Source organism: Thomasclavelia ramosa DSM 1402 (assembly GCF_014131695.1).
Taxonomy (GTDB): domain Bacteria; phylum Bacillota_I; class Bacilli_A; order Erysipelotrichales; family Coprobacillaceae; genus Thomasclavelia; species Thomasclavelia ramosa.
On the sequence record NZ_CP036346.1, the window covers coordinates 1,143,205 to 1,169,129 of the forward strand.

Genomic DNA, 25,925 nt, shown 5'->3' on the forward strand with positions numbered 1-25,925 from the left:
ATTTTGTTATAATGTTTTTATTAATCATATTATTGTGCTAAAATTGATAATAACTTGATACAATACAAACAAAAAAGAGTGTCTATTGACCATAGATCACTCTAAGAGACCATCTAATTCTAAAAAGCAGTTAGAATCGATGAACAATATATATATACTATATATTGATTGATTTATATATGTTTTAAAAAATATAAGTTAAATAATAACTTGTATTTAGTATATCATATTAAAAAATCAATTCAACTATAATAGCATCGTTTTTAAACTTCGCTTTAGCTAGATTAAATGGTTATATAGAAACATTTTTTGGAATAACCTTTTAACTAACTGTTGTTCGAAGTGAAAAAAATGGTGCCGGAGCTAAGAATCGAACTTAAATTTCATGATTACCATTCATGCGTTCTGCCATTGAACTACACCGGCATTGGTGCAGACAGCGAGATTTGAACTCGCACGAGCTATTGCTCACTACCCCCTCAAGATAGCGCGTATACCAGTTTCGCCATGTCTGCAAGTATTAATAGTTTATCAAATTATTGCAGAAAAATAAAGCCTAGAACGTAAAGTTCTAGACTTTTTTCTTTAATCTGCCTTAATCAAGTTGTATAAAGCATGACAATAAATTTCTGTTGCTTTCAATAACGAATCGATTTTGATATTTTCATTATTACCATGAATTAAATTATCTTCACCCAAAAATTCAGCTCCAAAAGCAACACAGTTTGGCATTGACTTAGCATAAGTCCCGCCACCAATTGCTTGAGGTTTGTTAACTGTATCTCCAGTTACACTAACATAAGCTTCATGCAAATTAGTAATTAACTTAGAATTAGGATCGATATATAGAGCCTTGCCCAAATCATGAGTTTCTCTGAATTCATAGTTTGCACAAGCATGTTTAAATTTTGTAACCATTGCATCAAAATCCATGTCATGAGGGCAACGTAAGTCGAGAACGATTTTAACTTCTTCTTTATAATAAGATATAACTCCTAAATTAAGAGTAAGAGGACCCATTAAACCGGTATGGTCAATTCCTAATTTTTTACCATGACAGTCATCTAAATATTCAAGAACAAAATCAACAACTTTGTTATCAACGACAGTTGCTAAATATTTGCATAAATATACAACAGCATTAATGCCCTCTTCAGGAGTACTTGCGTGTGCTGATTTCCCTTTAAGAATTAATTTAGTATGATTTCCTTCCTCTTCAATATCCCCAGTTAAATTATTAGTATTTAGGAATTTCTTATAAGATTCAGTATATTGTTTGTAATTCCCTTCAATTACTGCTTCGCAAGTTTCTGGAACAATATTTGGACGACTTCCTGCACATAAATAGATTAATCCACCTTTTTCAACATGTCCTGTGATTTCAAAACCACAACCTGCTTTTTCACCATAAACAACAGGAAAAGCAGCATCAGGAGTAAATCCCATTTTAGGATAAGGCATCTTTGTGAAATAATATTTTACACAATTACTACCTAATTCTTCATTGCATCCAAAGATAACCCTAGTTTTCATTTTTGTAGGAATATTTAAAGAATTAATGATCTTTGCAGCATAATAACCAGCCATTAATGGTCCTTTATCATCTGCGACTCCACGTCCGTAAAGCTTTCCTTCTTTAGTAATAACTTCAAATGGATCACTATCCCATCCAACCTTGTTTACAGGAACTACATCAAGATGGCCCAAAATTCCAAAAGTTTCATCACCAGTTCCAATATCAATATGTCCAGCATGTCCATCAACATCCTGCACTTCAAAGCCATCACGTCGACCAATTTCTAACATTGCATCTAAAGCTCGGCGATTGGCTGCGCCATAGGGAGCAAACTCAGCAACGGTACTATCATCTTGAGTTGAAGGGATGGCACATAACATTTTTATATCATCAATCATTTGATCTTTTATTTTTAAAACTTCCGCTTTAAAATCAATCATATTATCACCTCGTCATCAATTATAACACTATTAGTTATAATATTTAAACAATTTTAGTAATAATAGTGTTATGATATATATAATAATCGGAGGTATGACATGAATAATGTAAGATTTCACATAACAGTCAAAGGAATTGTCGTATTAAATAACCAGATTCTTTTAATGAAACGAATTCGACCATCAAGTGATGGTCTTGGTTATTGGGAGTTACCAGGTGGTGGGTTGGAATATGGTGAAACACCTAATCAAGCATTAATCAGAGAATTACAAGAGGAAACCGGATTAGATATTATCATAATCAAACCAGCTTATACTTTCACTAAAATTAGAAAAGATTATCAAACCGTAGGAATCGGATATTTGTGTATTCCCAAGAATGATCATGTCCGTTTATCGCATGAGCATAGTGATTATCGCTTTGTGAGTATACAAGAGGCAAAAGAACTGTTAAATCCAGAAATTTATAATGATATAATTTTTACAATTGAAGAATATTATCAGAACGTTCATGATATCCAGTGATAATATTTTAAATTTGATTATAGTCATCCAAAATAACGGTCTTGAAATTCAAGACTTTTTCTTTTATCAGTTGATATTTTATTTATTTGAAGTAAAATAAGGTAGTTGAAAACAAATAGAATTAAGGAGTTATTATGAACGAAGAAATTATTGCAATAGCATCAAAAGAATTAGAAATAACTAAAAAACAAATCAATGCTGTTTTATCATTATTAGAACAGGGAAATACTGTGCCTTTTATTGCTCGTTATCGTAAAGAAGCAACAGGAGGGTTAGATGAAGATCAAATCAGAAATATTGATAAATATTATCAATATCAAGTTAGTTTATTAAAACGAAAAGAAGATGTAATTCGTTTAATTGAAGAAAAAGGGATGTTAACAGATCAACTAAGGGCTGATATTTTAAAAGCAACAAAGTTAAATGAAGTAGAAGACCTTTATCGTCCTTATAAAGAAAAAAGAAAAACAAAGGCTACTGAGGCTAAAGCTAAAGGTTTAGAACCATTAAGTAAGTGGATTTTATCACTGCCAAGGGGAGAACTTAAAGAAGAAGCAAAAAAATATTTAAATGATAAAGTTGAGACTGTAGAAGAAGCAATTCAGGGAGCTTTAGATATTATTGCAGAAGTAATTAGTGATGATATTAAATATCGTAAATTTGTTAAAGATATAATATATAAATCTGGTACGATTGAAACAAAAGTAAAAAAGAAGAATCCTGATGAAAATAAAGTATATGAAATGTACTATGATTATCACGAACGAGTTAATCGAATTGTATCACACCGTATTTTAGCGATTAATCGTGCCGAAAATGAAAAAGTTATTACTGTTAATATTGTTTTAGATAAAGAATTTTTAATTCAATATATTAATCGTGGAGTGACTAGAAATCGTAATAGCAGTGTTAATGAATATTTATTGAAAGCTGTAGAAGACAGTTTAAATCGTTTATTATTGCCATCGATTGAACGCGAAGTGCGCAATGAATTAACTGAAAAAGCCAGCGAGCAGGCCTTAAAAGTATTTTCAATCAATTTAGAAAAGTTATTAATGCAGGCACCTTTAAAAGATAAAATGGTTTTGGGTCTGGATCCTGCTTATCGGACAGGATGTAAATTAGCTGTTGTTGATCAGACCGGAAAAGTATTGAAGATTGATAAAGTATTTATTACTATTCCAAAAGATAATTATGATAAAGAAAAAAGAATTTTATTAAATTTGATTAAAAAATATAAAATTGAAATTATTGCGATTGGTAATGGTACTGCAAGTCGTGAAAGTGAAGCTTTTATTTCTCAATTAATCAAAGATAATAATTTAGATGTTGATTATGCAATTATTTCTGAAGCTGGAGCATCAGTATATTCAGCAAGTAAATTAGCTAAAGAGGAGTTTCCAGATTATCAGGTAGAAGAAAGATCAGCGGTTTCAATTGCACGACGTCTTCAAGATCCATTAGCAGAATTAGTAAAGATTGAGCCAAAAGCAATTAGTGTCGGACAATATCAACATGATATTGCTCAAAAACAATTAGAAGAACAATTAGATTTTGTTGTTGAAAAAGCGGTAAATAATGTTGGAGTTGATATCAATACTGCTTCAGTATCATTATTACAATATGTTGCTGGGTTAAATAGCGGAGTGGCCAAAAATATTATTAAATATCGTGATGAAAATGGTAAATTTACAAATCGTAAAGAAATTATGAATGTTAGTAAATTAGGTGCAAAAACATATCAGCAGGCAATCGGATTTTTGCGAATTCCTGGAGCTAATGATCCATTTGATGCAACAGCAATTCATCCGGAAAACTATCAACAAGCAAAAAAATTACTTAAATTAATAGATGCTGATGCTAGTTTATTAGGAACAAATGAAATTGCTGATAAATTATCAAATATTAACAAAGAGGAAGTAATGAATGAACTAAATATCGACAATTATACGTTAGATGATATTATTGATAGTTTTATAAAGCCAAATCGCTCACCCCGTGATGCATATGCAACACCATTATTAAAGAAAGATATTTTAAAAATTGAAGATTTAAAACCCGGTATGCAACTAGAAGGAACAGTTAGGAATGTTGTTGATTTTGGAGCTTTTGTCGATATTGGGTTAAAAAATGATGGATTAGTCCATATTTCGAAGATTTCTCATGAAAGAATTAAGCATCCTTTGGATAAACTAAGTATAGGTGATATTGTTGAAGTCTATGTCATTGATGTAGATGTCAACAAACATCGTGTTGGATTAAGTATGATTAAATAAAGGATGAGTTGATGAAAAAGTTTCTAGTTGGAATAGTTATTATAATAATTGCCAGTATTGGCTTTAATTTAAAACCTGATAAAAGAGATCAAGCTGTTGTGGTTCAAGAAGAGCCTGTAGTTAAAAAAGAAGAAGTTATTACTTATAAAGAACTATTAGAATATCTTGATATTTTTAAAACAGGAGATATTATTAATATTGAAAATACTAATTATTTAAGTTCATATGCTATTCCAGGAAGATGGAAACATACTATTTTCTATCTAGGAACATATCAGCAGTTTAGTCAGGTTTTTACACCTGAAGATAAATATTATGAGGAAATTAATAAACATTATAAGAATCAAGATGAGGTTTTAGTACTCGACAGTAATTCTACGGGTGTTAAAATACGGACATTTGATCAAATGGCTAATCTTAAAGAAGAATCGTATTTAAAAGCACTTTCCGGCTATCGTTTTAATGAGGATGATAATTTTATTAAGACATATTTAAGTCGGGCGTTAGATTATTTGGGAACACCGTATGATTACAGCATGACAACTTATGATGATAAAGCTTTATATTGTAGTGAATTAGTTTATTATGCACTACTAGCTAATAATATAGAAGTGACTAAAACGAGCAGTATTGTCGAACATGTTGTAATTACCCCAACAGATTTAAGTGATTTTTTAGAAACATTAGAAGATATTGACCATGTATATTTGCTTGAAAAAGAAGATAATTGGATAAATGATGCGATAAATGACTAGTTTTTGCTTTATTTTACTTGTATTCCTACTTTAATACTAGTATTATATAAACGAGGTGAACATCATGAAAATTTCAACCAAAGGGCGTTATGCAATTAGAGTTATCCTTGATATTGCGATGCACGATGATGGTAAATATATTCCACTGAAAGATATTGCTAAAAGACAAGATCTGACGGTTAAGTATTTAGAACAAATAATTTCATTACTAAATAAAGCGGGCTATTTACAAAGTCTTCGTGGTAATGCTGGAGGTTATCGCTTATCAAAAAAACCTGAAGAATGTATAATTGGTGATATTCTAAGAATTACAGAAGGTGATTTAGCTCCAATTCCCTGCTTGAAAGATGAAATTAATAATTGCAGTCGTGCCAATGAATGTATTACATTACCGTTTTGGCAAGGATTAGATAAAGTGATTAAAGACTATGTTGAAAGTGTAACTATTCAAGATTTAATCGATCATGCAAATATGCAAGTGAATAATTATTCAATATAAAAAGCCGTAAGGCTTTTTTATTATATAACTATTGACATAAATTTGCTCTCAAGGTATAATCATATTAATCCGATAGGAAAAGAGGGAACTATAATGAATGAGCTAATTTTTTATAAAAATAGAGGCTGTTGTTAATAATAGATTTGATTAGATAAAGAAAATGGAGGAAATAGTAATGACTTATAATAATCATATTAGTGAATTAGTAGGAAATACCCCAATTTTAAAATTAAACAATTATGTTACAAAAAATCAATTAAAAGCAAATATTTTTGCTAAACTAGAATATTTTAATCCCGCAGGAAGTGTTAAGGATCGAATTGCTAAAGCCATGTTATTTAAAGCTAAAGAAGATGGAATTTTAAAACCGGATTCTGTAATCATTGAACCAACGAGCGGTAATACTGGAATTGGATTAGCTTCTCTAGGAACATCCTTAGGACACCAAGTAATTTTAACTATGCCAGAGACAATGTCGATTGAACGGCGAAATTTATTAAAAGCCTATGGAGCTAAAGTAGTTTTAACTCCAGGAGGACTAGGCATGAAGGGAGCAATTGCCAAAGCAGAAGAATTGGCCAAAGAATACAAAAATGCGTTTATTCCTAGTCAATTTGAAAATCAAGCAAATCCAAATGCACATTATCTAACAACAGGTCCTGAAATCTACCAGCAGCTAGAAGGTAAGATAGATATCTTTGTCGCTGGTGTTGGAACTGGAGGAACAATTAGTGGAATTGGAAAATATTTAAAAGAAAAAAATCCTAGTATTAAGGTTGTAGCAATTGAACCTGCTGCCTCACCAGTTTTATCTAAAGGAACTCCAGGACCACATGCAATTCAAGGGATTGGTGCAGGTTTTGTTCCTAATACCTTAAATACTGATATTTATGATGAAATTATTACAATTGAAAATGAAGCAGCCTTTGCTACTAGCCGTGCAATTGCTAGAGAAGAAGGAGTGTTAGTAGGTATTTCTTCTGGTGCAGCACTTTATGGAGCAACAGTATTAGCGAAAAGAATTGAAAATGCTGGCAAAAACATTGTTGTGTTGTTACCAGATACTGGTGAACGCTATTTATCAACTGCATTAGTTGAACAAGATTAATAATATGGATACTGTCTTTAGGGACAGTATCTTTTTCTAACTACAAAAATAATTTTTAATTATAATTATATTTTAAAAGTCTATCATAAAAATATGAGTGTTTGTTATGCAACTAGGATAAACAACTAATAATTTAAAGTTTAATAATGAGATTCACTATTTAAAAATATAAATAGACGGGAAGAAGAGCAGAGAAAGATGATTAGTTGTAATGAGGTGATTGTAGTCAATATCAATATTAGCCAAAAAGATTGTCCAAAATATCTTTAAATTATGGACAATCTTTTTTTTGTTATAGTATACAAAAAAGTACTTGGAATATTTGTAATTGATATCTTAATAAACAGAAATTATATCATTGAGGTGATATGATAAGTTGTCTTGTATGGACGAGCTTAAACAAAAAAGTTCAGTTAAAATCCTGTTGATTTGAAAAAGTAATTAGTACAGTTAAAAAGAATAAATCAAAATTAAAGTTATAGAGGATAATGTATTGGTTATTATAATAATAAGATATCATTCTACATTCTCACTGGACATTTAGGAAAATAAAAAACATAGTCTGAAGAGCATTGTGTAAAATACTTTTAATGCTACTCAATTGCTATGCCTTTTATTCAAATAATGTTGTTGATAAGTAACGTTCTCCAGTATCTGGCAGTAGAACAACGATGTTTTTATTTTTATCTGTTATTTTAGTTGCTCCATGCAGGGCAGCTCCAGCAGTTATTCCAACTAGTAGGCCTTCTTTTTTTGCTAATATTCGTGCAGCCTCATAAGCATCATCCGTAGAAACTGTTATCACTTCGTCGACTAGATCCAAATCGAGAATTTTAGGAATAAAATTTGCTCCAATTCCTTGCAAATCATGCGCTCCAGCTTTTCCTTTAGTGATTAATGGAGAATCTTTTGGTTCGATTCCAATAATTTTAATATCAGGATATTTCTTTTTTAATATCCGAGCAATTCCTGTAATTGTCCCTCCAGTACCAATTCCGGCAACAAAATAGTCAATATTATCATCAAAATCATCAATAATTTCTAATGCCGTTGTTTCTTCATGGGCTAAGGGATTACTTGGATTAACAAATTGACCTGGAATATAGCTATTTTCAATCTTATTAGCAAGTTCGTTAGCTTTATCGACTGATCCTTGCATTCCTTTTTCTCCAGCCGTTAATACGATTTTAGCTCCGTAAGCTTTTAATAATTTTTGACGTTCTAATGACATAGTTTCAGGCATCGTCAAAATTAATTCATTACCATAGATAGCACACGCAATTGCTAGACCAATGCCAGTATTACCACTAGTAGGTTCAATAATCGTAGTTTTTTTATTGATTAGTTGATCCTCATAAGCCTGTTCAATTAATTTAAGACCAACACGATCTTTAACACTGCCACCAGGATTAAAGAATTCTACTTTGGCAAATATTTTGTTGTTTACTTCACATGCTTTTTTAAAGCGGTCAATTTGAATTAATGGAGTTTTTCCAATTGTATCCAAAACACTTTTTTTAATAGTCATATTAAATTCACATCCTTTTTCTTTTTATATCACATATTGAAGTGTAAGTGATATAAAAATTATAATTTTATTTAGTTGTCTTTATTAAAATAGTAATTTATAATACTTTTAAAGGGGACTGTTTATGAAGGATTATAAATATTTAGAAGTTTATCAAACTATTGTTGATGATATTGAAAATGGTTATTTAAAATATAATGATAAAATACCATCAATTCGTAAAATGGCAAAACAATTAGATGTAAGCAGAACTACGGTTGAAAGTGCATATTTACAATTATTAGTCGAGGGTTATATTTACGCAAAAGAAAAAGTAGGATATTATGTGGATGTGCAATTTAGTAATCAAATTAAAAATAAAAAGAATCCAAAAGTAATTACAAAAATTGATAGTCACCATTATCGATATGATTTTAGTGGACGTCTTGTTGATGTGGAAAGCTTTAATTTAGATACTTGGAAAAAGTATATTAAAAAAGCATTAAATCAAAGTGAAGATTTAATGAGTTATGGAGAACCATTAGGGGAAATGCCTTTAAGAGTAGCTTTGCAGGAATATAGCCATGAATACCGTGGAGTTCGGCATCCTGTAAATAATTATATTATTGGTGCGGGATTTCAAATTCTTCTTTATCATGTTTGTAGTCTTTTTGGTAAAGATAATATAGTCGGAATTGAGGAAGGAGGATTCAAACAGGCAGAGGCCGTTTTTCATGATTGTCATATGCAGGTAGTTAAGTTACCGGTTGATGAAGAAGGCATTACTTTAGAGGGATTAAGACAAGCTAATTTAAAATTATTATATTTAAATAGTTCTTCTGGAGGGTATCATGGTCATCCTATCAAACAACAGCGTCGTTTAGAAATCATTGAATATGCGAGAGCTAATCAAGTCTATATTATTGAAGATGATCATAATGGAGAATTGAAATTTAACACTAAACCAATCGATGCAATGTCAAAACTAGACAATGACCACATTATTTACATTGGTTCATTTTCAAAATTATTACTACCTTCAATAAGAATTAGTTATATGGCATTACCAAACCAATTAGTTCAGTTATTTTATGAAAAGTCTCGAGATTATCATCAGACTGCATCAAAATTAGAACAGCTGGCTTTAGCTATGTATGTTGAAGATGGACAGTTAGCACGACATTTAAAGCGATTAAGAAAACATTACCGCAATAAAAGTACTCATTTGTTACAAAAGCTTCGAACTACTTTTCCTCAACATAAATTCGAATTATATGAAACCTCATTAAAAATCACAATGGCAATTAAGGCTGATTTGGTTGATCAATATATTGCTTTAGCAAAACAAAATGATATTTTAGTTAATAAAAATAGTAATAATCAGATTACTTTATCTTTTTCAGGAATCTTAGATCAAGATATTGATGAAGCAGTTGATAGATTAAAAGAAATTTGGATAAATTAAAAACAGTGCATTGCACTGTTTATTTATTAAGATGTTTACAGCTGTAATAAGCAGGAATACCGTTTAAATAATTAATATGTACTTCACCTTGAATTAACGGATACAAGTAATCATATAATTCTTGGGTAATATCATTTCCAGCTTCATTAATCCAGGCAGTTGGAATTTTTTGTTCTAAGTTAGCTACTTTTCTTACATCAGTTGAAATATAATCAATTTCATAAGGGGTATTTGAAATTCGTTTAAATCCCATTACTTGGCCGGATTTTCCAGTTAACGCAGTTTCTATTGCTTTTTGTCCAACTACAAATGACTCATTTAAATCTGTTTTACTCCCAATATGCATAGCACATCGTTGTAAGACGTTTAATTCAATACTTCTAACTTTACATTGAAATTCTTTGAAAACTAATGATTCTAGCATTTTTCCAGTTCCTGAATGAAGTACATGACCAAAAGCGTCTTTTTTAGCATATTTAGAATCATCATCGAGGAAGTGACCATCTTTATCTTTGATACCTTCGCTTACAGCAATTACAACACAGCGTTTACGTTTAAATACTTCTCGAATATCTTCTAAGAATTTTTCTTTATCAAAAACTACTTCAGGTAGATAAATTAAATCAGGGGCTTCATTATATTCATTACGAGCCAGTGCAGCAGCTGCTGTGAGCCATCCGGCATTTCTTCCCATAATTTCAATAATTGTTACTGATTGCAGCTGATAGATTAAACTATCATGAACTACTTCTAAGATTGAAGAAGCTACATATTTGGCAGCTGAACCAAAGCCTGGGGTATGATCAGTACCCATTAAATCATTGTCAATTGTTTTAGGAATACCGATAAATTGAATTTCACTATTGATTGATTTTGCGTAATCATCTAGTTTCATGACAGTATCCATTGAATCATTACCACCAATATAATAAAAATCAGTAATTTCTAATTCAGTTAAAATTTCAAATAATTTTACATATGTTTCTTGGTTGTCAATATGTGTTGGTAATTTAAAACGGCATGAACCAAGATACATAGCTGGTGTTTGTTTTAAAGCATTAATTTTTTCACCTGTATCAAATTCCTCAAGCAGGTCCATATAACGACCTTCTAATAAACCTTTAATCCCGTTGATCATTCCATAAACATTTTCATATTCTTCGCTATGTTTAGCTTTATGAATGATTCCAGCAAGACTTGCATTAATTGCGATTGTGGGTCCTCCAGATTGTCCAATAATACAATTTCTTTTTTTCATCTTATTCTCCTTTTTCCTGCCTAATTCTATCATTTTTAGACAGTAAAAAAAAGACATATTAAGTGATTAACGTCTTTTTCTTAAAATAATGTAAAGAATTATAATTAGTGCAACAAAGATAAAAATATTTGCAGGCTGAGTCGTTTGATGCCGATTACTAGAAATGATTGAAATTGACTTCGTTTCATCCTGAGTTAAAAAATCTAATAGATTAATCTTGACTTGATTATCCTGGATCTTTCCATAACTAGTTTCGCTAATATTTCCCGGCATTTTAATATTTAAATTTAGCTCGAGTCCCATAGTCTTCAAATTTGTTAGAGAATAATTATTAATATCTTCAATTTCACTTGTATTAAAAATATTGTTAATAGTACTGTGATCAATCGTAACTTGATAAGTTCCTTCTTTTTTATTTGTAGTGAAGAAACTCAATAAGCTTTTATTAATATCTTTTGGTGCAATAAGCTGAAATCCTATATATTGGGTACCATTAATATCTTTTTTTAGTTCTTTATTTTCCCACGTACTCAACTCACTATTAGTTAATTTATGTTTTAAATCAGTAAGTGAGGTACCATAAGAATCTAATAAATCTTCTTGAATGAGTACTTCAATTGTTAAAGATGCATTACTTTCATCAATAAATTCGATGTCAACATTTCCTTTTACGCAGCCTGTTAATGATAACAACATGATACCTACCAAAAATAATTTTTTTACCATCATCTACCTCCTAATGTTAGTGTGCCACAATCTTCATTTTCTAAAATTAAAAAGTGGATTTAAAATTGTTAAATGATATAATTTAATCATGGTTAACATATAGTTCACAAAAACACTTTAAAATATAGAAGGTGATATAAATGAGAGTAGAAATTCTATATACAAGTAAATCAAAACACATCAAGCCTGTTGCTGAAGCTATGGCAAGATGGGTTAAAACATATGCAAAGACGATTGATCAATTTGATGCTCTTGCTCCAGTCGATTTATTAGTTATTGGCTTTGATGATTCGGCTTGGAAAGATCCGCAGTTAGAGACATTTATTAAAAGTTTAAATAGACAAAAAGTACATAATATTGCTTTGTTTAATGCTTTCTACATTAATGATCATAAAATGAAAAATATGATTAAATTATGTCAAGAAACAGATTTACCACTTATGCGTGAGCAATATTCATTTAAGCTTACATTTAGGCAGTTAAAGGAAATTGATCAATGTGTAATAGATGCTGCTCGTTTATATGTAGAAGATATGGTGAACTTGGTAAGGGATTATTATTAAATTAGTAAATTTATACTAATAACAAATTATTAAAAGCTATCTTAGGATAGCTTTTTCTTTTTATTATAAAGAATTTAAGGAAATTTATTAATATTTTAATTAAATTATAATTTGTTAAAATCCTAAATTTAATAAAAATATATATTTATAAAAATATTAATTGACAATAATTTATTATTCTGATAGTATTTTTTTAAGATTTAAAGGCGATAAACTTTAAATCAAAAAATAAAGGGGGAATTTTAAGTATGAAAAAACTAGAAATCATTATCAGACCTGAGAAGCTAGAAATTTTAAAAGATATTCTAACTGATTGTGGGATTACCGGAATGATGGTTTCAAATATTATGGGTTTTGGTAATCAAATGGGCTATACTCAACAATATCGGGGAACTAAATATTCGGTAAACTTAGTTTCTAAGTTACGGATTGAAACAGTTGTTAAAGATGAAGTAGTTGATCAAATGATTAAAGAAATTACAACCAAACTTTCATCTGGTAATGTGGGTGATGGTAAAGTATTTGTTTATCCAGTAGAACAGGCAGTACGAATTCGAACTGGTGAAACAGGAGAAAATGCTCTGTAACAGATTTATAAAAATTAAAAGGGGGATCAAATATGGAACAATTAATTAATATTGTTTGGGTGTTTCTTGGTGCGGTAATGGTTATGCTGATGCAAGCTGGTTTTGCTATTTTGGAAGCTGGCTTAACTCGGCAAAAAAACTGCAACAATGTTTTAATGAAAAATATTATGGATTTTGCAATTGGATCAATTATATTTTTAGTAGTAGGTTTTGGTTTGATGTTCGGCGAATCATTAGGGGGAATTGTAGGTATAACAGGATTCATTGATCCGACGACATTAAATTTATCACAGTTTGAGGCACTTTCACCAACAGTATTTATCTTTTTTCAAACAGTCTTTTGTGCTACGGCAGCAACAATTGTTTCTGGTGCGATGGCAGAAAGAACTAAATTTTCATCATATTTAATTTATACGTTAGTAATTAGTTTAGTAATTTACCCAATCTCTGGTCATTGGATCTGGGGTGGAGGTTTTTTATCAAAAATAGGATTTATTGATTATGCTGGTTCTACTGCTGTTCACTCAGTTGGTGGTTGGGCCGCATTAATGGGGGCAGTTGTTTTAGGTCCACGAATGGGAAAATATAATAGGGATGGCAGTACTAATGCAATTCCTGGTCATAATATCATGATGGCCACTTTAGGCGTATTTATTTTATGGTTTTGCTGGTTTGGATTTAATCCAGGTTCTTCTTTAGAAGCAGCAGGTTATATAGGTCATATTGCGATGACAACAAACTTATCAGCATGTGCTGGTGCATTAGTAGCAATGTTTCTTACTTGGAAAAAATATGGAAAACCAGATGTTTCAATGACTTTAAATGGTATTTTAGCTGGTTTAGTAGCGATTACGGCTGGTTGTCATATTGTTTCATTATATGGTGCAATTGCAATTGGAGCTGTTGGCGGGATTTTAGTAGTTTATGGCTGTGAAATCTTAGATCAAAAATTACATGTTGATGATCCTGTTGGGGCAGTTGGGGTACATTGTTTAAATGGTGTCTGGGGAACACTTGCAGTTGGATTATTTGCATGCAATACCCCAGCAAGTGAAGGAACTTTAGGCTTATTCTTTGGGGGTGGAACTGCTTTACTGATTACGCAATTGATTGGTGTAATTATTGTAGCAGTTTGGGTATGTTCAATGTCCTTCATCATGTTTACTTTAATTAAGAAAACGGTTGGGTTGCGAGTAACACCTCAGGAAGAACTTGCTGGTCTTGATTTAGGAGAACATGGTTCTGAGGCATATCCTGATTTTCTTAAAAAATAATTTATCGTAAGGTTGGGAGACCAACCTTTTTATATGGAAAAAAAGCTCAAGGTGTGATACAATTTTATCAATTTTAGGAGGAGATACTATGGATAATAAAAACTATGGTTTTGAAACATTACAAATCCATGCTGGTCAAAAGCCAGATGTGACAACTAAGGCTACGGGGATGCCTTTATATTTATCAAATGCTTTTACATTTGAAGATGCTGATCAAGCGGCGCGAATTTTTGCGTTAGAGGAAGGAGGATACTTCTATTCTCGATTATCTAATCCAACAGTTGATGCTCTACAACAAAGAATGGCGGCTTTAGATGGCGGATTCGGGGCTGTAGCATTTGCTTCTGGAACTGCAGCAATTATGGGATTGATTATGACTGTGTGTGAAACTGGAGATGAAATTGTTGCTGCAAATAATTTGTATGGTGGTACGATTGGTTCTTTATCAGGAACGATGGCAGGAATGGGATTTAAGACACACTTTATTAATCCAACTGATTTAGAGGCTTTAAAAGCGGCAATCAACGATAAAACAAAAATTATTTTTGTTGAATCGGTAGGAAATCCTAATGGAGATATGTTAGACTTTGAAGCAATTAGTGCTATTGCTAAAGAATATCAAATTTTATTTGTTGTTGATAACACAACACCAACCCCTTATTTATTTAAACCAATTGAATATGGAGCTGACTTAGTAGTCTATTCAACTACTAAATATCTAGCTGGTCATGGTAATGTTATGGGTGGTGTGATCGTTGATAGTGGGAACTTTAAATGGAAAGATAATCCTCGCTATCCATTATTTAACATGCCTGACAAAGCTTATCATGATATAGTTTATGCTGATTTAGGAGCGGGTGCTTTTTGTACTAAAGCAGTAGCAAAGACATTACGTGATTTAGGAGGGTGTATGTCACCGTTTAATGCGTATATGACTTTATTAGGATTAGAAACATTATCATTAAGAATGAAAAAACACGTTGAAAATGCCCGATTATTAGCAAAATTTTTAAATGAGTGTGATGATGTTGAATGGGTTAGTTACGCGGAATTACCAGATAGTCCTAACTATGAACTAGCTAAAAAATATTTCCCCAATGGTTTTGGTGGATTATATACTTTTGGAGTCAAAGGTGGTGTTGCTGGTGGTAAAACAGTAATTAATAATATTAAATTATTTATTCATGTTACTAATTTTGCTGATTCACGTTCATTGCTGACTCATCCTGCAAGTACGACACATGCTCAAATGTCAGAGGAAGAGAGAATAGCAGGTGGGGTAAAACAAGAAACAATTAGAATGTCTGTTGGTCTTGAAGATGTTGAAGATTTAATTGCGGATTTAAAACAAGCATTTGCTAAAATATAAAATAATTAGGACTATTGTTTATTGTTCAAAACAATAGCCTTTTTTCTAGTTTTTTTATTAGTCCTCATGTATAATTTTAATGAGGTGATTAAATGCAGAGTTTTTTAGCCATGCATATTAATAATATAGTTATGATCCTGCTGCTTTTTATCTATGTAGTCTGTTTAAATGGACTATTTTCAATGCGACGTCGTCTTATAAAATGGCGCCGTTTCTTTGCGTTCTTATTTATTATTAGTACCGCGGGTTTAATGTTAGGAACCATTCGTAATGAGCTGATGGTTTATTGGTTTAATAATGCTAGTTTTAATATTGAGAGCAATTTTGAATGGATGATTAAGATAGGTTATGATCTGATTAGTTTAATTATTATGATTTTAATGATTTTTTTGGTGAAAAATATTTTAGATTTTATTAAAAATAGTAGTCGTGATGCAATTCGTAAATTAGCTATTAATGCCGATATTATAGCTATCTTAATTATTATTAGAACTGTAATCGTTCCGCTGATTGTTAAACTAGCTAGAGTATTGGAATTATTTGGATTAAATAATCAAACTAGCAGCTCTAATGATATATTTCTTTATGCTTTGCCATACTTGGGATTACCGGAGGTTGCAATTATTGTTGTTACAATCTTTATCAATATACTAGGAATAAGTTATTGGAATCGAGATGCTGAAGATGTTATGGCAAAATAAAAGTTATGATCTAGTTAGTTATCTCGAAATAATAATAGGTATTATTGCCTTGATTTGTTTGCTATCATTACTTTATTTGTGGTACCAACCCAAATGTCAAAACAAGTTTAATAATATTGTTTTTTTAGGACACTTGATAATTTGTTTTGATCTTTATTTATTAGTAGATAAAGTTGCCCATTTATTAATGAGCTTTTATCAGGCTTATCTGCATCATCTAAAATACAATATTTACGATTATGCATTATTAAGCAGTGATATTTTATTAACAGTGGTTTTAATTTTTAGTACTTTTTTGTTTATCAATAATCTAGAACATTTATTAATAAAGAAAGATAGTAAAGAAGAGTATAATTTAATTTTAAATCGAGTTTTTAAGGCCTATAATTGTTTGATGGTAGTATTTATTTTTAAAGATGTTGTATTAAAAATTGTATATGATTTCTTGGTAGATGTTAGAGGAATTAGGTTACATTATCACCCTTATACGATTAATAATTTAATGGTTACAATCGTATTAATGTTGTTATTAGGCTTGGTAATAAATTTTTATAAGAAAAAAACGACTTGATCTGCAGCACTTCTTAAAGTTAGAGTAACTTTTTGAAGACACTACAAATAGTCGTTTTTTTAATCAATAACCATAGCATTAGGAATAGGTGCTAAAGGATTTTCTTTGTTGATACGGTCATAGAACAAAGTTCCCTCGAAGTGATCTAGTTCATGTTGTAAACAAATTGATAAGAATCCTCGAGCAACAATTTTCACTTCTTGATCAGTCAAAACATCATATCCTTTAACGGTCACCTTAGCGTAGCGTGGTACATATCCTTGAACTTCATCATTAACAGATAAACATCCTTCACCATCTTTTAAATAAGATTGTTTTTCGGTATGTGAAATGATTTTTGGGTTAACTAAAGCATAGTCATCAGCCCCAATAACATTTCCATCTTCATCAAAATCTAAAACATGAATAGCAGTCATTCGTTTAGGAATTCCTAATTGAATAGCCGCAATTCCTACAGCTGGGCGTAAATCATATTTTTCAGAAGTTTCAGGGTCTTGAGAGTTAACAAGAAACTCATGCATTTGTAATAAAAGTTCGCGTTCTTCATTTGTGATTGGTAATGCTACTTCTTTTGAGACCTCACGAATCTTTTCATTATGGTCATCAATTATATCTTTCATTGTTATCATAGGTTCACCTCATTTTAATTCTGATAGTATTATATCATAAAATGAGGTGAAATAAAGACTTTATCCGACTCTAATTCTTGAATTTCCACAAATGATTAATAATAAGAATACAACTAAGACAATGGCAAACCAGTTTGAAGAACCGAAACCACCGCAACCACAACCGCATCCATTGCTTGAAATGTTACAGCTGTTGCATCCACCACATCCAAATGGATTAGTGATAAAAGGATTGTATGAATTACATCCACATCCAGAATAGTTAAATCCGCAGTTCATATTATCGCCTCCTTTAGTATATCCTATTCTAATATTTATCTTTTGTTTGGGTTATTGTAGATAATCGATAAATTTTAAGTTATAATATAAAGCAATTAAGGAGTGTGTTAGTATGGATTACAATTATCCGTTAGACTATAGATGGTCAACAGAAGAAATAATTGATGTAATGGCATTATATAATGCTGTTGAAAAAGCTTATGAAGAAGGTATTAGCAAAGAAGAATTTATGCAGGCATATCGTAAGTTTAAAGCAATTGTTGATAGTAAAAGTGAAGAAAAGCAATTGGACAAACAATTTTACGAAATTTCTCATTATTCTATATATCAAGTTGTTAAAGCAGCCAAAAATAATGATTTTATTCGAGTAGGTGAATAAATTGGCAGGAATAGAAAAGATTAAGCGATTATTTAAAAGTCGTGGGGTCGATAAAGGTATTTATGCTAGTGTTTTTGTTTTGGCAATTTTTGGAATAATTATGATTGGTTCAGCATCAGTTGGAAGTGTGACTTCTCATGGGGTTACTTATGCTTTAAAAAATATGATTACTCAAAGTGTTTATGTAATTGCTGGGGCTGGGGTAATGATTTTTATTGCCAGAGTATTTAAAACTCGGTATATTACTTATAGTGCATCGATGAAATTATACTTATTAGGAATCTTTTTAATGATAATCTGTATATTTTTTGGTAGTACTAAAGGCTCTCATGCATGGATTAAATTTGGTTCTTTATTTAGTATTCAGCCAGCTGAGTTCATGAAAGTTGCAATGATACTGATAATGAGTTATTTTTTAACTGAAAGTGATAAAGCCTTTGTAGTAAAAGGTAGATTTAAAACACAACAGCTGAAATCTGCTTTTTATAAAGAAAAGTTTTTAAAATGTGTTTTCCTGCCAATGATGTTAGTAGCAATTGCTGCTGGAGTTGGGATCTTTGTGCAAAAAGATTTTGGAACAACTGTTATTTTAGTAACTATTTGTTTTGTTTGTTTTATTGGGACACCGCGTCAATACTTTAAGAAATACAAGCGAATCGTATGGGTGTTCATTGGGGTTTGTGGAGTATTGTTTTTAATTATTGGGACTTCAGTATTAAAAGGTTACCAATTAGGGAGAATTTCTACATGGTTAGCACCATTAAGTGATCCTTATGATACAAGTATGCAATTATCAAATGCTTTAATTGCTTTTAATAATGGTGGTCTTTTTGGTGTTGGTTTAGGAAATTCAACCCAAAAATTTGGATATATTCCAGAGTCACAAAACGATTTTATTGGTGCTATTATATATGAAGAATTAGGTATCATTGGTTTAGGCTTAATAATTATTCCAACATGTATCATTATTTTTAAGTTATTAAAATATTCACAAGAAATTAAAGAAAATAAATCACGGATTATTTTGTTGGGAATTGCTTCATATTTCTTTTTACATTTATTGATTAACCTTGGTGGAATATCTGGATTAATTCCTATGACCGGAGTACCATTACTGTTAATTTCTGCTGGTGGATCTTCATCAGTTACTGCATTTGTAGCAGTTGGTGTCGCACAAGCAATAATTGCAAAACATAATCGTCAAAAATTTGACACCGATTAGGCTAATATACATATAATATATTAGGTGATCTTATGGATGAATTTAAAGAGTTCTTAAAAACAATCCCTAGTATAAAACAAGATGTTCTTAATGGACGTTATACTTGGCAACAGTTATATGAAATTTTTGTTATGTATGGTAAAGATGATAAATTTTGGTTACCATATAAAACAGGTAATAGTGGTTTTGATTTAAATATGTTACTAGAAGTAATTAAGAATATTGATTTAAATGCTTTATCGAGTAGTTTAGGTTCAATTGAAAAAGTTTTAAATGTTGCTAGTACTTTTTTAGATAAAAAAGAGCCTGCTAAGGAAAGAAAATGGTATGATGAATGAAGAAATTAGATATTATCTTCGTTATCATCCTAATTGGTATATAGTTTTATCTCGGTATCCTCAAGAATACGAGCATTTAATTCAAGAATATAAAGATGGTAAAAATCAACAATTTATTGACAAGATTGATCAAGTATCCATGTTAATTAATATGGTAGAAATGATGATGTAGGTAAGATGGAAGAGATATTAGATAAATTAATTACAGAAATAAAACTGGATCAGCGATATATTGATTATGTTGAAGCTGAAAAGAAACTTCATAATCAGGAGATTGATTCATTATTGCATGAATATCAAAATAAACTGAATCAATATGATGAATTAAAGAAATATAATCAATATATTGATAATCAGGAGATTAAAGATGAAATTCGTGATTTAAAGAAGAAAATTGCAAGTAATGAAGATATTTTAGATTATTATTGTAAGTATCATCGTTTAAATGATTTTTTAGATGAAATAACTAAAGTAGTATTTGGGGGTATTTCTAATGAGTTAGATTTATCACCATATCAATTATAAGAGGGCTTATGAGAGTAATTGCAGGTAAGTATAAAAGTAGACAGTTAAAAAGTGTTAAATCAAATTTGACAAGACCGACAACAGATCGTAATAAAGAAAATCTGTTTAATATCATTGGACCATACTTTGATGGTGGAGCAGTACTGGATTTATTTGCTGGTAGTGGTGGTCTAGGTATTGAAGCATTATCAAGAGGGTATGAACATTTGTATAGTGTTGATAACCAGTATGCAGCATTTCAAGTAATTAAAGAAAATTTTACAATGTTGAAATTAGCTAATGCTCATGTATATAAATTAGATTATCGTAAAGCATTAAAACGATTTGCTAATGAAAAACTTAAATTTGATTTAATTTTATTAGATCCTCCTTATGGAAAAGGATTAGTAGATGATATATTAGAATTTCTAATTGTAAATGAAATGTTAAATGATGAATGTATGATAGTAGTAGAAGAGTTAAAGGAAGTAGAATTTAAACCATTTAAAGAATTAGATTTGATCAAAAAAAATGATTATGGCATTACAGCTTTAAATGTATTTAAATTTATGGCAGGATAGGACGATGAAGAAAAATATTGCGGTTTATGCAGGAACATTTGATCCTGTAACAAATGGACATTTAGATATTATTGAACGAGCAAGCAGAATGTTTGATACTTTATATGTAACGATTTGTATTAATCCTAATAAACAAGGACTCTTTTCAATTGATGAAAGAAAAGAATTATTAAAGGCGGCATGTCAACAGTTTGATAATGTGATCATTGATTCTTCTGATAAATTATCAGTTGAATATGCTAAAGATGTTGGTTCTCGAATTATTGTTCGAGGAATTAGAGCAACTATGGATTTTGAATACGAATTACAACTTGCTTTTTCTAATCAATATTTAGATAAAGAAGTAGATATGGTCTTTTTAATGACAAAACCATCACATTCATTTATATCTTCTTCGGCAGTTAAAGAAATGGTGAGCCATAACCGCAGTGTTGCAGGGCTAGTACCACCATGTGTTGAATCAGCTTTACGAAAGAAATATCAAGGGGAATAAATATTTCCCTTTTTATATGGTAAAATAATTGTCAAAATAACCTATTTTTGTTATGATGTAAAAAGAAAAAAAACTATGTCAACTGGGTATAATTAATATTATTTCCCAATTATACCTCGTTAGAGGTATTTTTTATGGAGGAAGATTATGAACATATTTACATTAAAAGATTTTTCAACAGAAGAAATTAATCAGATTTTGGATGAAGCTGAAGAGTTTAAAAACGGTAAAAAAGTTGATTTCAAAGGACAAAAAGTAGTTGCAAACTTATTTTTTGAACCATCAACAAGAACGCATTATAGTTTCGATAAAGCTGCTTATAATTTAGGTTGTCGAACTCAAAATTTTGAAGCAGCAAATTCAAGCGTTCAAAAAGGAGAAACTTTATATGATACGGTTAAGTTTTTTGAATCAATTGGGTGTGATGCTGTCGTAATTCGCCATCCCAAGGAAAACTATTATGAGGATTTAATTGAAAGAATTAAGATTCCTGTTGTCAGTGGTGGTGATGGAACTGGGAATCATCCAAGTCAATCTCTTTTAGATTTAATGACAATTCGTGAAGAATTCGGTCATTTTGAAGGGTTGAAGATTGTAATCGTTGGGGATATCGTTCACTCTCGAGTCGCTCATAGTAATTATGAGATAATGCAGCGTTTAGGAATGGAAGTATATACTAGTGGACCACGTGAATTTGAAGAAGCTGGATATAACTATGTTGATTTTGACAAAATTTTACCAGAAGTTGACATTGTGATGTTATTACGAGTACAACATGAACGTCATCATGATTTGATGCGATTAACGACTGATGAATATCATCAGATGTTTGGCTTGAATCAAAAACGTGTTGATAAAATGAAAGAAGGGGCGATTATAATGCATCCAGCACCATTTAACCGTAATGTTGAAATAGCTGATGAAATTGTTGAATGTGCACAAAGCCGTATTTTTAGACAAATGGAAAATGGTGTATTTGTAAGAATGGCATTATTAAATCGGGTGTTAACAAATGACTAAAATATTATTCAAAAATGGTAATGTATTTTATCATAATAAACTCCAAAAATTAGATGTTTTGATTGAAAATGATCGTATTGCAGCAATCGCTCAAGAATTAACGGATGCTGATGAGATTATTGATTTAAAAGGTAACTTATTAACACCTGGATTTGTTGATATTCATGTTCATTTAAGAGAGCCTGGATTTGAACACAAAGAAACTATTGCAACCGGGACTAATTCTGCTAAATACGGTGGTTATACTCATCTAGTTGCAATGGCTAATACAATCCCATGTATGGATGATGTAGCCACAATTAAAGATTTTGCTTTGCGGGTAGCAAAAGATGCGAAGGTACATACTTATACATATAGTGCAATTACGACTGAATTAAGAGGTCAAGAACTAGTAGATTTTGATGCTAATAGTAAAGAAGAAATTGTAGTTGGTTTTTCAGATGATGGTCGTGGAGTTCAATCATCTATGATGATGGAAACGGCAATGAAAGCTGCAAAAGCGAATAATAGTATTATTGTAGCTCATTGTGAAGACGAAGCTGAATTACAGCCAGGTGCTTGTATCAACGATGGTAATTATGCAAAAGAACATAATTTAGTTGGAATAAATAATGCATCTGAATTTAATCATGCTGTTCGTGATTTAAAGTTGGCAAGTGAAATCGGAAATCGTTATCATATTTGTCATATATCAACTAAAGAAACAGTAGCGGCATTAACCGAAGCTCGGAAAACAAATCCATTAGTTAGCGGTGAAGCATGTCCACACCATTTAATTTTAACTGATGATAATATTAAGGATATGAATCCCAATTATAAAATGAATCCACCGCTTCGAAGTAAAGAAGATTTAGCGGCATTGATTCAAGGAATCAATAATGGGGGTGTAACTGTAATTTCTACTGATCATGCACCACATGCGATTGAAGAAAAAAATAAACCAATCGACAAAGCTCCATTTGGAATTATTGGGAATCAACATGCATTTAGCTTAATGTATACATATTTAGTTAAAAAAGGACTTATTTCTTTAGAAAAAGTTTTGACATGTATGTCTATAAATCCAGCAAAGGTAATTGGAATCGAGCATGATCTAGAAGTTGGGTTAAAGGCAAATCTTGCTGTTTTTGATTTAGAAGAAGAATATGTAATTACAAAAGAAAGTATTAAATCAAAATCAATTAATACACCATTTCTTGAAACTAAGTGTTTTGGAGCATTAAAGTATCATGTTTTAGATGGTAAAGTTACAAAAATATAGGAGGCATTATGGCAAACTTACATGGGATGATGAAGATTACAAGCATTAAAAATATTGCAGATGATGTATATGAAATGATTTTAGAAGGTGAAGGAGCTAAATATATCAGTGCTCCGGGCCAATTTATCAATATTAAAATCAATGATAGTTTACAACCTTATTTAAGAAGACCGATGTCAATCAGTGATTATGATGATAGTCATATTGTGATTGTTTTTAAAGTAGTTGGAGAAGGAACTAAAATCTTAAAAAATAAAGAAATCGGCAGCTATTTAGATTGTTTGATTGGGTTAGGTAATGGATTTACCATTAAGGATGGTAAAGCTTTATTGATTGGTGGTGGATTAGGAACACCACCCCTATATAATTTAGGTAAAAAGCTTGCAGCCAAAGGAATAGAGATAACGACAGTACTAGGTTTTGGCAGTGCAAAAGATGTTTTTTATCAAGAAAAATTTGCTGAATTTTCTAATGTTTTTGTCGCAACAATGGATGGCAGCACCGGAACAAAAGGAACGGTTGTTGATGTAATTAAAAATGAAGGTTTGACTTTTGATAATTATTATACTTGTGGACCAGAACCAATGCTAGATGCTTTAGCACTTAATTATCCAGAAAATGGGCAATTATCATTTGAAGCTCGGATGGGATGTGGCTTTGGTGCCTGCATGGGATGCTCTTGCAAAGTTAAAACTAGACCATATAAAAGAATCTGCGTTGAAGGACCAATCTTAGAAAGTAACGAGGTGATTGTAAATGGCTAATTTAAAAGTATCTTTACCTGGTTTAGAAATGAAAAATCCCATTATTCCAGCGAGTGGAACATTTGGGTTTGGATATGAGTTCGCAAAGTTTTATGATATCAATATTCTTGGTTCAATGATGCTTAAAGGAACTACGTTAGAACCTCGCTATGGGAACCCTCTACCTCGAATTGCTGAAGGACCAAGTGGTTTGTTAAATGCAATTGGTTTGCAAAATCCTGGTGTTGATGCTGTTATGGCTGAGGAATTAGAAAAACTAAGACCGCTATATAATGATAAAGTAATTGCTAATATTGGTGGTAGTGCACCTGATGATTATGTCGAAACTGCTAAAAGGATTTCTACTCATGACATGGTAGGAGCCTTAGAATTGAATATTTCATGCCCGAATGTCCATAGTGGTGGAATTCAATTTGGAACTAATCCAGAAATGGCAGCTGATTTAACACGTCGAGTTAAGGAAGTTTCTAAAGTTCCAGTTTATGTTAAATTATCACCAAATGTTACTGATATTGTAGCAATGGCTAAAGCAGTTGAAGCGGCTGGGGCTGATGGTATAACGATGATTAATACTTTAGTAGGGATGCGCTTTGATTTTAAAACAGGAAAACCAATTATTGCTAATAAGACGGGAGGATATTCGGGACCCGCAATTTTCCCGGTTGCTCTAAGAATGGTTTATCAAGTAAGTCAAGCAGTAAAGATACCAGTAATTGGTATGGGCGGGATTCAAAATGCCCGTGATGTTATCGAAATGATGTCGGCTGGTGCAAGTGCTGTTGCAATTGGTTGTCAGAATTTAATTGATCCATATGTATGTGAAAAAATTATTAATGATTTAGAACCATTATTAGAACAAATTGGTATTAATGATATAAATGATTTAGTTGGACGTTCACATAAATTTTAATAAAAATACTAGAGTTTATTTTAATACAAACTCTAGTATTTTTATTTATTGTATCGTTTTTCTTTTTTATCGAGTATTACTAAACTAAATAAGGCAGTTTTTAGTAAATTTAAATATAATAAATTATTGCTATCTCTAATTTTAGCAGTTATTTATTCCAAATCAAATGGTTTTATAGTAGAAGTTTCATTTTTAGTATGAATATAGTTATTAGGGTCAACGTTTTCATAATTATAAATCAAATCATTAAGATTATTTAAATAATATTTTCTGATTAATATAATGGTTTGTTTATATATGCTTGCACTTAATTAAATTGTATAGCCTATTATTGAGGTTTACAAGATGATAAATTATATTCAATATTTGAAAAATGAGCCAAGTATTGAACATAGAAAAAACCTC

The 25,925-nt window shown here is 30.9% G+C and carries 29 protein-coding genes and 2 tRNA genes; 23 read left to right on the top strand and 8 right to left on the bottom strand.

Annotated features, from left to right (window positions below; all coding sequences use genetic code 11):
• Window positions 1-352: 352 nt before the first annotated feature.
• The 3 genes from EYR00_RS05435 to pepV all read right to left on the bottom strand — a co-directional run bounded on the left by EYR00_RS05435 (window position 353) and on the right by pepV (window position 1,956).
• Window positions 353-426 (bottom strand) — tRNA-Thr (locus tag EYR00_RS05435).
• Window positions 427-428: 2 nt separating this feature from the next.
• Window positions 429-515 (bottom strand) — tRNA-Leu (locus EYR00_RS05440).
• A gap of 70 nt (window positions 516-585) precedes the next feature.
• Window positions 586-1,956 (bottom strand): dipeptidase PepV, encoded by a 1,371-nt coding sequence (pepV, locus tag EYR00_RS05445; protein WP_003537774.1) that lies wholly within the window; start codon window positions 1,954-1,956, stop codon window positions 586-588.
• 99 nt (window positions 1,957-2,055) lie between these two features.
• Between pepV and EYR00_RS05450 the strand changes: the two genes are divergently transcribed.
• The 5 genes from EYR00_RS05450 to cysK (EYR00_RS05470) all read left to right on the top strand — a co-directional run bounded on the left by EYR00_RS05450 (window position 2,056) and on the right by cysK (EYR00_RS05470) (window position 7,119).
• Window positions 2,056-2,481 (top strand): NUDIX hydrolase, encoded by a 426-nt coding sequence (locus EYR00_RS05450; protein WP_003537775.1) that lies wholly within the window; start codon window positions 2,056-2,058, stop codon window positions 2,479-2,481.
• 134 nt (window positions 2,482-2,615) lie between these two features.
• Window positions 2,616-4,757, top strand: coding sequence for a Tex family protein (locus EYR00_RS05455; RefSeq protein ID WP_003537776.1), 2,142 nt, complete (start codon window positions 2,616-2,618; stop codon window positions 4,755-4,757).
• 11 nt (window positions 4,758-4,768) lie between these two features.
• Complete coding sequence (locus EYR00_RS05460) at window positions 4,769-5,512, top strand: YiiX/YebB-like N1pC/P60 family cysteine hydrolase (protein ID WP_003537777.1); 744 nt, start codon at window positions 4,769-4,771, stop codon at window positions 5,510-5,512.
• Window positions 5,513-5,576: 64 nt separating this feature from the next.
• Complete coding sequence (locus EYR00_RS05465) at window positions 5,577-6,011, top strand: RrF2 family transcriptional regulator (RefSeq protein WP_003537779.1); 435 nt, start codon at window positions 5,577-5,579, stop codon at window positions 6,009-6,011.
• 175 nt (window positions 6,012-6,186) lie between these two features.
• Entirely contained in the window at window positions 6,187-7,119 is a 933-nt protein-coding gene (gene cysK / locus EYR00_RS05470) for a cysteine synthase A (protein ID WP_008792938.1), read from the top strand.
• 613 nt (window positions 7,120-7,732) lie between these two features.
• On the opposite strand, the gene cysK (EYR00_RS05475) is transcribed toward cysK (EYR00_RS05470), so the two are convergent.
• Entirely contained in the window at window positions 7,733-8,647 is a 915-nt protein-coding gene (gene cysK, locus EYR00_RS05475) for a cysteine synthase A (protein WP_003537783.1), read from the bottom strand.
• A 124-nt stretch (window positions 8,648-8,771) separates the two neighbouring features.
• Here cysK (EYR00_RS05475) and pdxR point away from each other — a divergent pair, with 124 nt between their 5' ends.
• Window positions 8,772-10,091, top strand: coding sequence for a MocR-like pyridoxine biosynthesis transcription factor PdxR (gene pdxR / locus EYR00_RS05480; RefSeq protein ID WP_003537784.1), 1,320 nt, complete (start codon window positions 8,772-8,774; stop codon window positions 10,089-10,091).
• Between the two features lie 19 nt (window positions 10,092-10,110).
• Here pdxR and EYR00_RS05485 read toward each other — a convergent pair whose 3' ends face one another.
• The gene (locus tag EYR00_RS05485) at window positions 10,111-11,349 is read right to left on the bottom strand and encodes a 6-phosphofructokinase (RefSeq protein WP_008792940.1); all 1,239 of its coding nucleotides are present in this window, start codon (window positions 11,347-11,349) and stop codon (window positions 10,111-10,113) included.
• 66 nt (window positions 11,350-11,415) lie between these two features.
• Window positions 11,416-12,075: a hypothetical protein gene (locus tag EYR00_RS05490; protein ID WP_008792941.1), complete on the bottom strand. Its 660-nt coding sequence runs from the start codon at window positions 12,073-12,075 to the stop codon at window positions 11,416-11,418.
• Between the two features lie 140 nt (window positions 12,076-12,215).
• Between EYR00_RS05490 and EYR00_RS05495 the strand changes: the two genes are divergently transcribed.
• The 6 genes from EYR00_RS05495 to EYR00_RS05520 all read left to right on the top strand — a co-directional run bounded on the left by EYR00_RS05495 (window position 12,216) and on the right by EYR00_RS05520 (window position 17,140).
• Window positions 12,216-12,638 carry a hypothetical protein gene (locus EYR00_RS05495; protein ID WP_003537787.1) on the top strand — a complete coding sequence of 141 codons (423 nt, stop codon included), beginning with the start codon at window positions 12,216-12,218 and terminating at the stop codon, window positions 12,636-12,638.
• Window positions 12,639-12,886: 248 nt separating this feature from the next.
• Complete coding sequence (locus EYR00_RS05500) at window positions 12,887-13,225, top strand: P-II family nitrogen regulator (protein ID WP_003537788.1); 339 nt, start codon at window positions 12,887-12,889, stop codon at window positions 13,223-13,225.
• 32 nt (window positions 13,226-13,257) lie between these two features.
• Window positions 13,258-14,499: an ammonium transporter gene (locus EYR00_RS05505; RefSeq protein ID WP_009300818.1), complete on the top strand. Its 1,242-nt coding sequence runs from the start codon at window positions 13,258-13,260 to the stop codon at window positions 14,497-14,499.
• An 88-nt stretch (window positions 14,500-14,587) separates the two neighbouring features.
• The gene (locus tag EYR00_RS05510) at window positions 14,588-15,868 is read left to right on the top strand and encodes an O-acetylhomoserine aminocarboxypropyltransferase/cysteine synthase family protein (protein ID WP_003537790.1); all 1,281 of its coding nucleotides are present in this window, start codon (window positions 14,588-14,590) and stop codon (window positions 15,866-15,868) included.
• Window positions 15,869-15,960: 92 nt separating this feature from the next.
• On the top strand, window positions 15,961-16,569 hold the full coding sequence (locus EYR00_RS05515; protein ID WP_003537792.1) for a hypothetical protein: 609 nt from the start codon (window positions 15,961-15,963) through the stop codon (window positions 16,567-16,569).
• Window positions 16,553-17,140, top strand: a complete 588-nt coding sequence (locus tag EYR00_RS05520) for a hypothetical protein (protein WP_003537794.1) — start codon at window positions 16,553-16,555, stop codon at window positions 17,138-17,140. The genes EYR00_RS05515 and EYR00_RS05520 overlap by 17 nt, the downstream gene beginning before the upstream one ends.
• Window positions 17,141-17,199: 59 nt before the next feature.
• Here the strand turns inward: EYR00_RS05520 and def are convergent, their stop codons facing one another.
• Complete coding sequence (def, locus tag EYR00_RS05525; RefSeq protein ID WP_003537796.1) at window positions 17,200-17,769, bottom strand: peptide deformylase; 570 nt, start codon at window positions 17,767-17,769, stop codon at window positions 17,200-17,202.
• A gap of 60 nt (window positions 17,770-17,829) precedes the next feature.
• Window positions 17,830-18,048, bottom strand: coding sequence for a hypothetical protein (locus EYR00_RS05530; RefSeq protein ID WP_003537797.1), 219 nt, complete (start codon window positions 18,046-18,048; stop codon window positions 17,830-17,832).
• 112 nt (window positions 18,049-18,160) lie between these two features.
• Here EYR00_RS05530 and EYR00_RS05535 point away from each other — a divergent pair, with 112 nt between their 5' ends.
• The 11 genes from EYR00_RS05535 (at window position 18,161) to EYR00_RS05585 (ending at window position 25,520) form a co-directional block, all read left to right on the top strand.
• A complete protein-coding gene (locus EYR00_RS05535; protein ID WP_003537798.1) occupies window positions 18,161-18,427 on the top strand; it encodes a UPF0223 family protein in 267 nt (88 codons plus the stop codon).
• A complete protein-coding gene (locus EYR00_RS05540; RefSeq protein WP_003537799.1) occupies window positions 18,420-19,649 on the top strand; it encodes an FtsW/RodA/SpoVE family cell cycle protein in 1,230 nt (409 codons plus the stop codon). Before EYR00_RS05535 ends, EYR00_RS05540 begins: the two co-directional genes overlap by 8 nt.
• A gap of 32 nt (window positions 19,650-19,681) precedes the next feature.
• On the top strand, window positions 19,682-19,987 hold the full coding sequence (gene ylbD / locus EYR00_RS05545) for a spore coat protein YlbD (RefSeq protein WP_003537800.1): 306 nt from the start codon (window positions 19,682-19,684) through the stop codon (window positions 19,985-19,987).
• On the top strand, window positions 19,977-20,159 hold the full coding sequence (locus tag EYR00_RS05550) for a YlbE-like family protein (protein WP_003537801.1): 183 nt from the start codon (window positions 19,977-19,979) through the stop codon (window positions 20,157-20,159). Before ylbD ends, EYR00_RS05550 begins: the two co-directional genes overlap by 11 nt.
• 5 nt (window positions 20,160-20,164) lie before the next feature.
• Complete coding sequence (locus EYR00_RS05555; RefSeq protein ID WP_003537802.1) at window positions 20,165-20,512, top strand: YlbF/YmcA family competence regulator; 348 nt, start codon at window positions 20,165-20,167, stop codon at window positions 20,510-20,512.
• Window positions 20,513-20,520: 8 nt separating this feature from the next.
• The gene (gene rsmD, locus EYR00_RS05560) at window positions 20,521-21,072 is read left to right on the top strand and encodes a 16S rRNA (guanine(966)-N(2))-methyltransferase RsmD (RefSeq protein WP_003537803.1); all 552 of its coding nucleotides are present in this window, start codon (window positions 20,521-20,523) and stop codon (window positions 21,070-21,072) included.
• Window positions 21,073-21,076: 4 nt separating this feature from the next.
• Complete coding sequence (coaD, locus tag EYR00_RS05565; protein ID WP_008792945.1) at window positions 21,077-21,565, top strand: pantetheine-phosphate adenylyltransferase; 489 nt, start codon at window positions 21,077-21,079, stop codon at window positions 21,563-21,565.
• A 147-nt stretch (window positions 21,566-21,712) separates the two neighbouring features.
• Entirely contained in the window at window positions 21,713-22,585 is an 873-nt protein-coding gene (locus EYR00_RS05570) for an aspartate carbamoyltransferase catalytic subunit (protein WP_003537805.1), read from the top strand.
• Window positions 22,578-23,846, top strand: a complete 1,269-nt coding sequence (locus EYR00_RS05575) for a dihydroorotase (protein ID WP_003537806.1) — start codon at window positions 22,578-22,580, stop codon at window positions 23,844-23,846. Before EYR00_RS05570 ends, EYR00_RS05575 begins: the two co-directional genes overlap by 8 nt.
• Before the next feature lie 8 nt (window positions 23,847-23,854).
• Window positions 23,855-24,610: a dihydroorotate dehydrogenase electron transfer subunit gene (locus EYR00_RS05580; RefSeq protein WP_003537807.1), complete on the top strand. Its 756-nt coding sequence runs from the start codon at window positions 23,855-23,857 to the stop codon at window positions 24,608-24,610.
• Window positions 24,603-25,520, top strand: coding sequence for a dihydroorotate dehydrogenase (locus EYR00_RS05585; RefSeq protein ID WP_003537809.1), 918 nt, complete (start codon window positions 24,603-24,605; stop codon window positions 25,518-25,520). The genes EYR00_RS05580 and EYR00_RS05585 overlap by 8 nt, the downstream gene beginning before the upstream one ends.
• Window positions 25,521-25,925: the final 405 nt, after the last annotated feature.

What these genes read in the sequence shown, in the direction of transcription:
- pepV (WP_003537774.1), bottom strand. Translation starts at nt 1,956, where the DNA reads ATGATTGATTTTAAAGCGGAAGTTTTAAAAATAAAAGATCAAATGATT.
- EYR00_RS05450 (WP_003537775.1), top strand. Translation starts at nt 2,056, where the DNA reads ATGAATAATGTAAGATTTCACATAACAGTCAAAGGAATTGTCGTATTA.
- EYR00_RS05455 (WP_003537776.1), top strand. Translation starts at nt 2,616, where the DNA reads ATGAACGAAGAAATTATTGCAATAGCATCAAAAGAATTAGAAATAACT.
- EYR00_RS05460 (WP_003537777.1), top strand. Translation starts at nt 4,769, where the DNA reads ATGAAAAAGTTTCTAGTTGGAATAGTTATTATAATAATTGCCAGTATT.
- EYR00_RS05465 (WP_003537779.1), top strand. Translation starts at nt 5,577, where the DNA reads ATGAAAATTTCAACCAAAGGGCGTTATGCAATTAGAGTTATCCTTGAT.
- cysK (WP_008792938.1), top strand. Translation starts at nt 6,187, where the DNA reads ATGACTTATAATAATCATATTAGTGAATTAGTAGGAAATACCCCAATT.
- cysK (WP_003537783.1), bottom strand. Translation starts at nt 8,647, where the DNA reads ATGACTATTAAAAAAAGTGTTTTGGATACAATTGGAAAAACTCCATTA.
- pdxR (WP_003537784.1), top strand. Translation starts at nt 8,772, where the DNA reads ATGAAGGATTATAAATATTTAGAAGTTTATCAAACTATTGTTGATGAT.
- EYR00_RS05485 (WP_008792940.1), bottom strand. Translation starts at nt 11,349, where the DNA reads ATGAAAAAAAGAAATTGTATTATTGGACAATCTGGAGGACCCACAATC.
- EYR00_RS05490 (WP_008792941.1), bottom strand. Translation starts at nt 12,075, where the DNA reads ATGGTAAAAAAATTATTTTTGGTAGGTATCATGTTGTTATCATTAACA.
- EYR00_RS05495 (WP_003537787.1), top strand. Translation starts at nt 12,216, where the DNA reads ATGAGAGTAGAAATTCTATATACAAGTAAATCAAAACACATCAAGCCT.
- EYR00_RS05500 (WP_003537788.1), top strand. Translation starts at nt 12,887, where the DNA reads ATGAAAAAACTAGAAATCATTATCAGACCTGAGAAGCTAGAAATTTTA.
- EYR00_RS05505 (WP_009300818.1), top strand. Translation starts at nt 13,258, where the DNA reads ATGGAACAATTAATTAATATTGTTTGGGTGTTTCTTGGTGCGGTAATG.
- EYR00_RS05510 (WP_003537790.1), top strand. Translation starts at nt 14,588, where the DNA reads ATGGATAATAAAAACTATGGTTTTGAAACATTACAAATCCATGCTGGT.
- EYR00_RS05515 (WP_003537792.1), top strand. Translation starts at nt 15,961, where the DNA reads ATGCAGAGTTTTTTAGCCATGCATATTAATAATATAGTTATGATCCTG.
- EYR00_RS05520 (WP_003537794.1), top strand. Translation starts at nt 16,553, where the DNA reads ATGTTATGGCAAAATAAAAGTTATGATCTAGTTAGTTATCTCGAAATA.
- def (WP_003537796.1), bottom strand. Translation starts at nt 17,769, where the DNA reads ATGATAACAATGAAAGATATAATTGATGACCATAATGAAAAGATTCGT.
- EYR00_RS05530 (WP_003537797.1), bottom strand. Translation starts at nt 18,048, where the DNA reads ATGAACTGCGGATTTAACTATTCTGGATGTGGATGTAATTCATACAAT.
- EYR00_RS05535 (WP_003537798.1), top strand. Translation starts at nt 18,161, where the DNA reads ATGGATTACAATTATCCGTTAGACTATAGATGGTCAACAGAAGAAATA.
- ylbD (WP_003537800.1), top strand. Translation starts at nt 19,682, where the DNA reads ATGGATGAATTTAAAGAGTTCTTAAAAACAATCCCTAGTATAAAACAA.
- EYR00_RS05550 (WP_003537801.1), top strand. Translation starts at nt 19,977, where the DNA reads ATGATGAATGAAGAAATTAGATATTATCTTCGTTATCATCCTAATTGG.
- EYR00_RS05555 (WP_003537802.1), top strand. Translation starts at nt 20,165, where the DNA reads ATGGAAGAGATATTAGATAAATTAATTACAGAAATAAAACTGGATCAG.
- rsmD (WP_003537803.1), top strand. Translation starts at nt 20,521, where the DNA reads ATGAGAGTAATTGCAGGTAAGTATAAAAGTAGACAGTTAAAAAGTGTT.
- coaD (WP_008792945.1), top strand. Translation starts at nt 21,077, where the DNA reads ATGAAGAAAAATATTGCGGTTTATGCAGGAACATTTGATCCTGTAACA.
- EYR00_RS05570 (WP_003537805.1), top strand. Translation starts at nt 21,713, where the DNA reads ATGAACATATTTACATTAAAAGATTTTTCAACAGAAGAAATTAATCAG.
- EYR00_RS05575 (WP_003537806.1), top strand. Translation starts at nt 22,578, where the DNA reads ATGACTAAAATATTATTCAAAAATGGTAATGTATTTTATCATAATAAA.
- EYR00_RS05580 (WP_003537807.1), top strand. Translation starts at nt 23,855, where the DNA reads ATGGCAAACTTACATGGGATGATGAAGATTACAAGCATTAAAAATATT.
- EYR00_RS05585 (WP_003537809.1), top strand. Translation starts at nt 24,603, where the DNA reads ATGGCTAATTTAAAAGTATCTTTACCTGGTTTAGAAATGAAAAATCCC.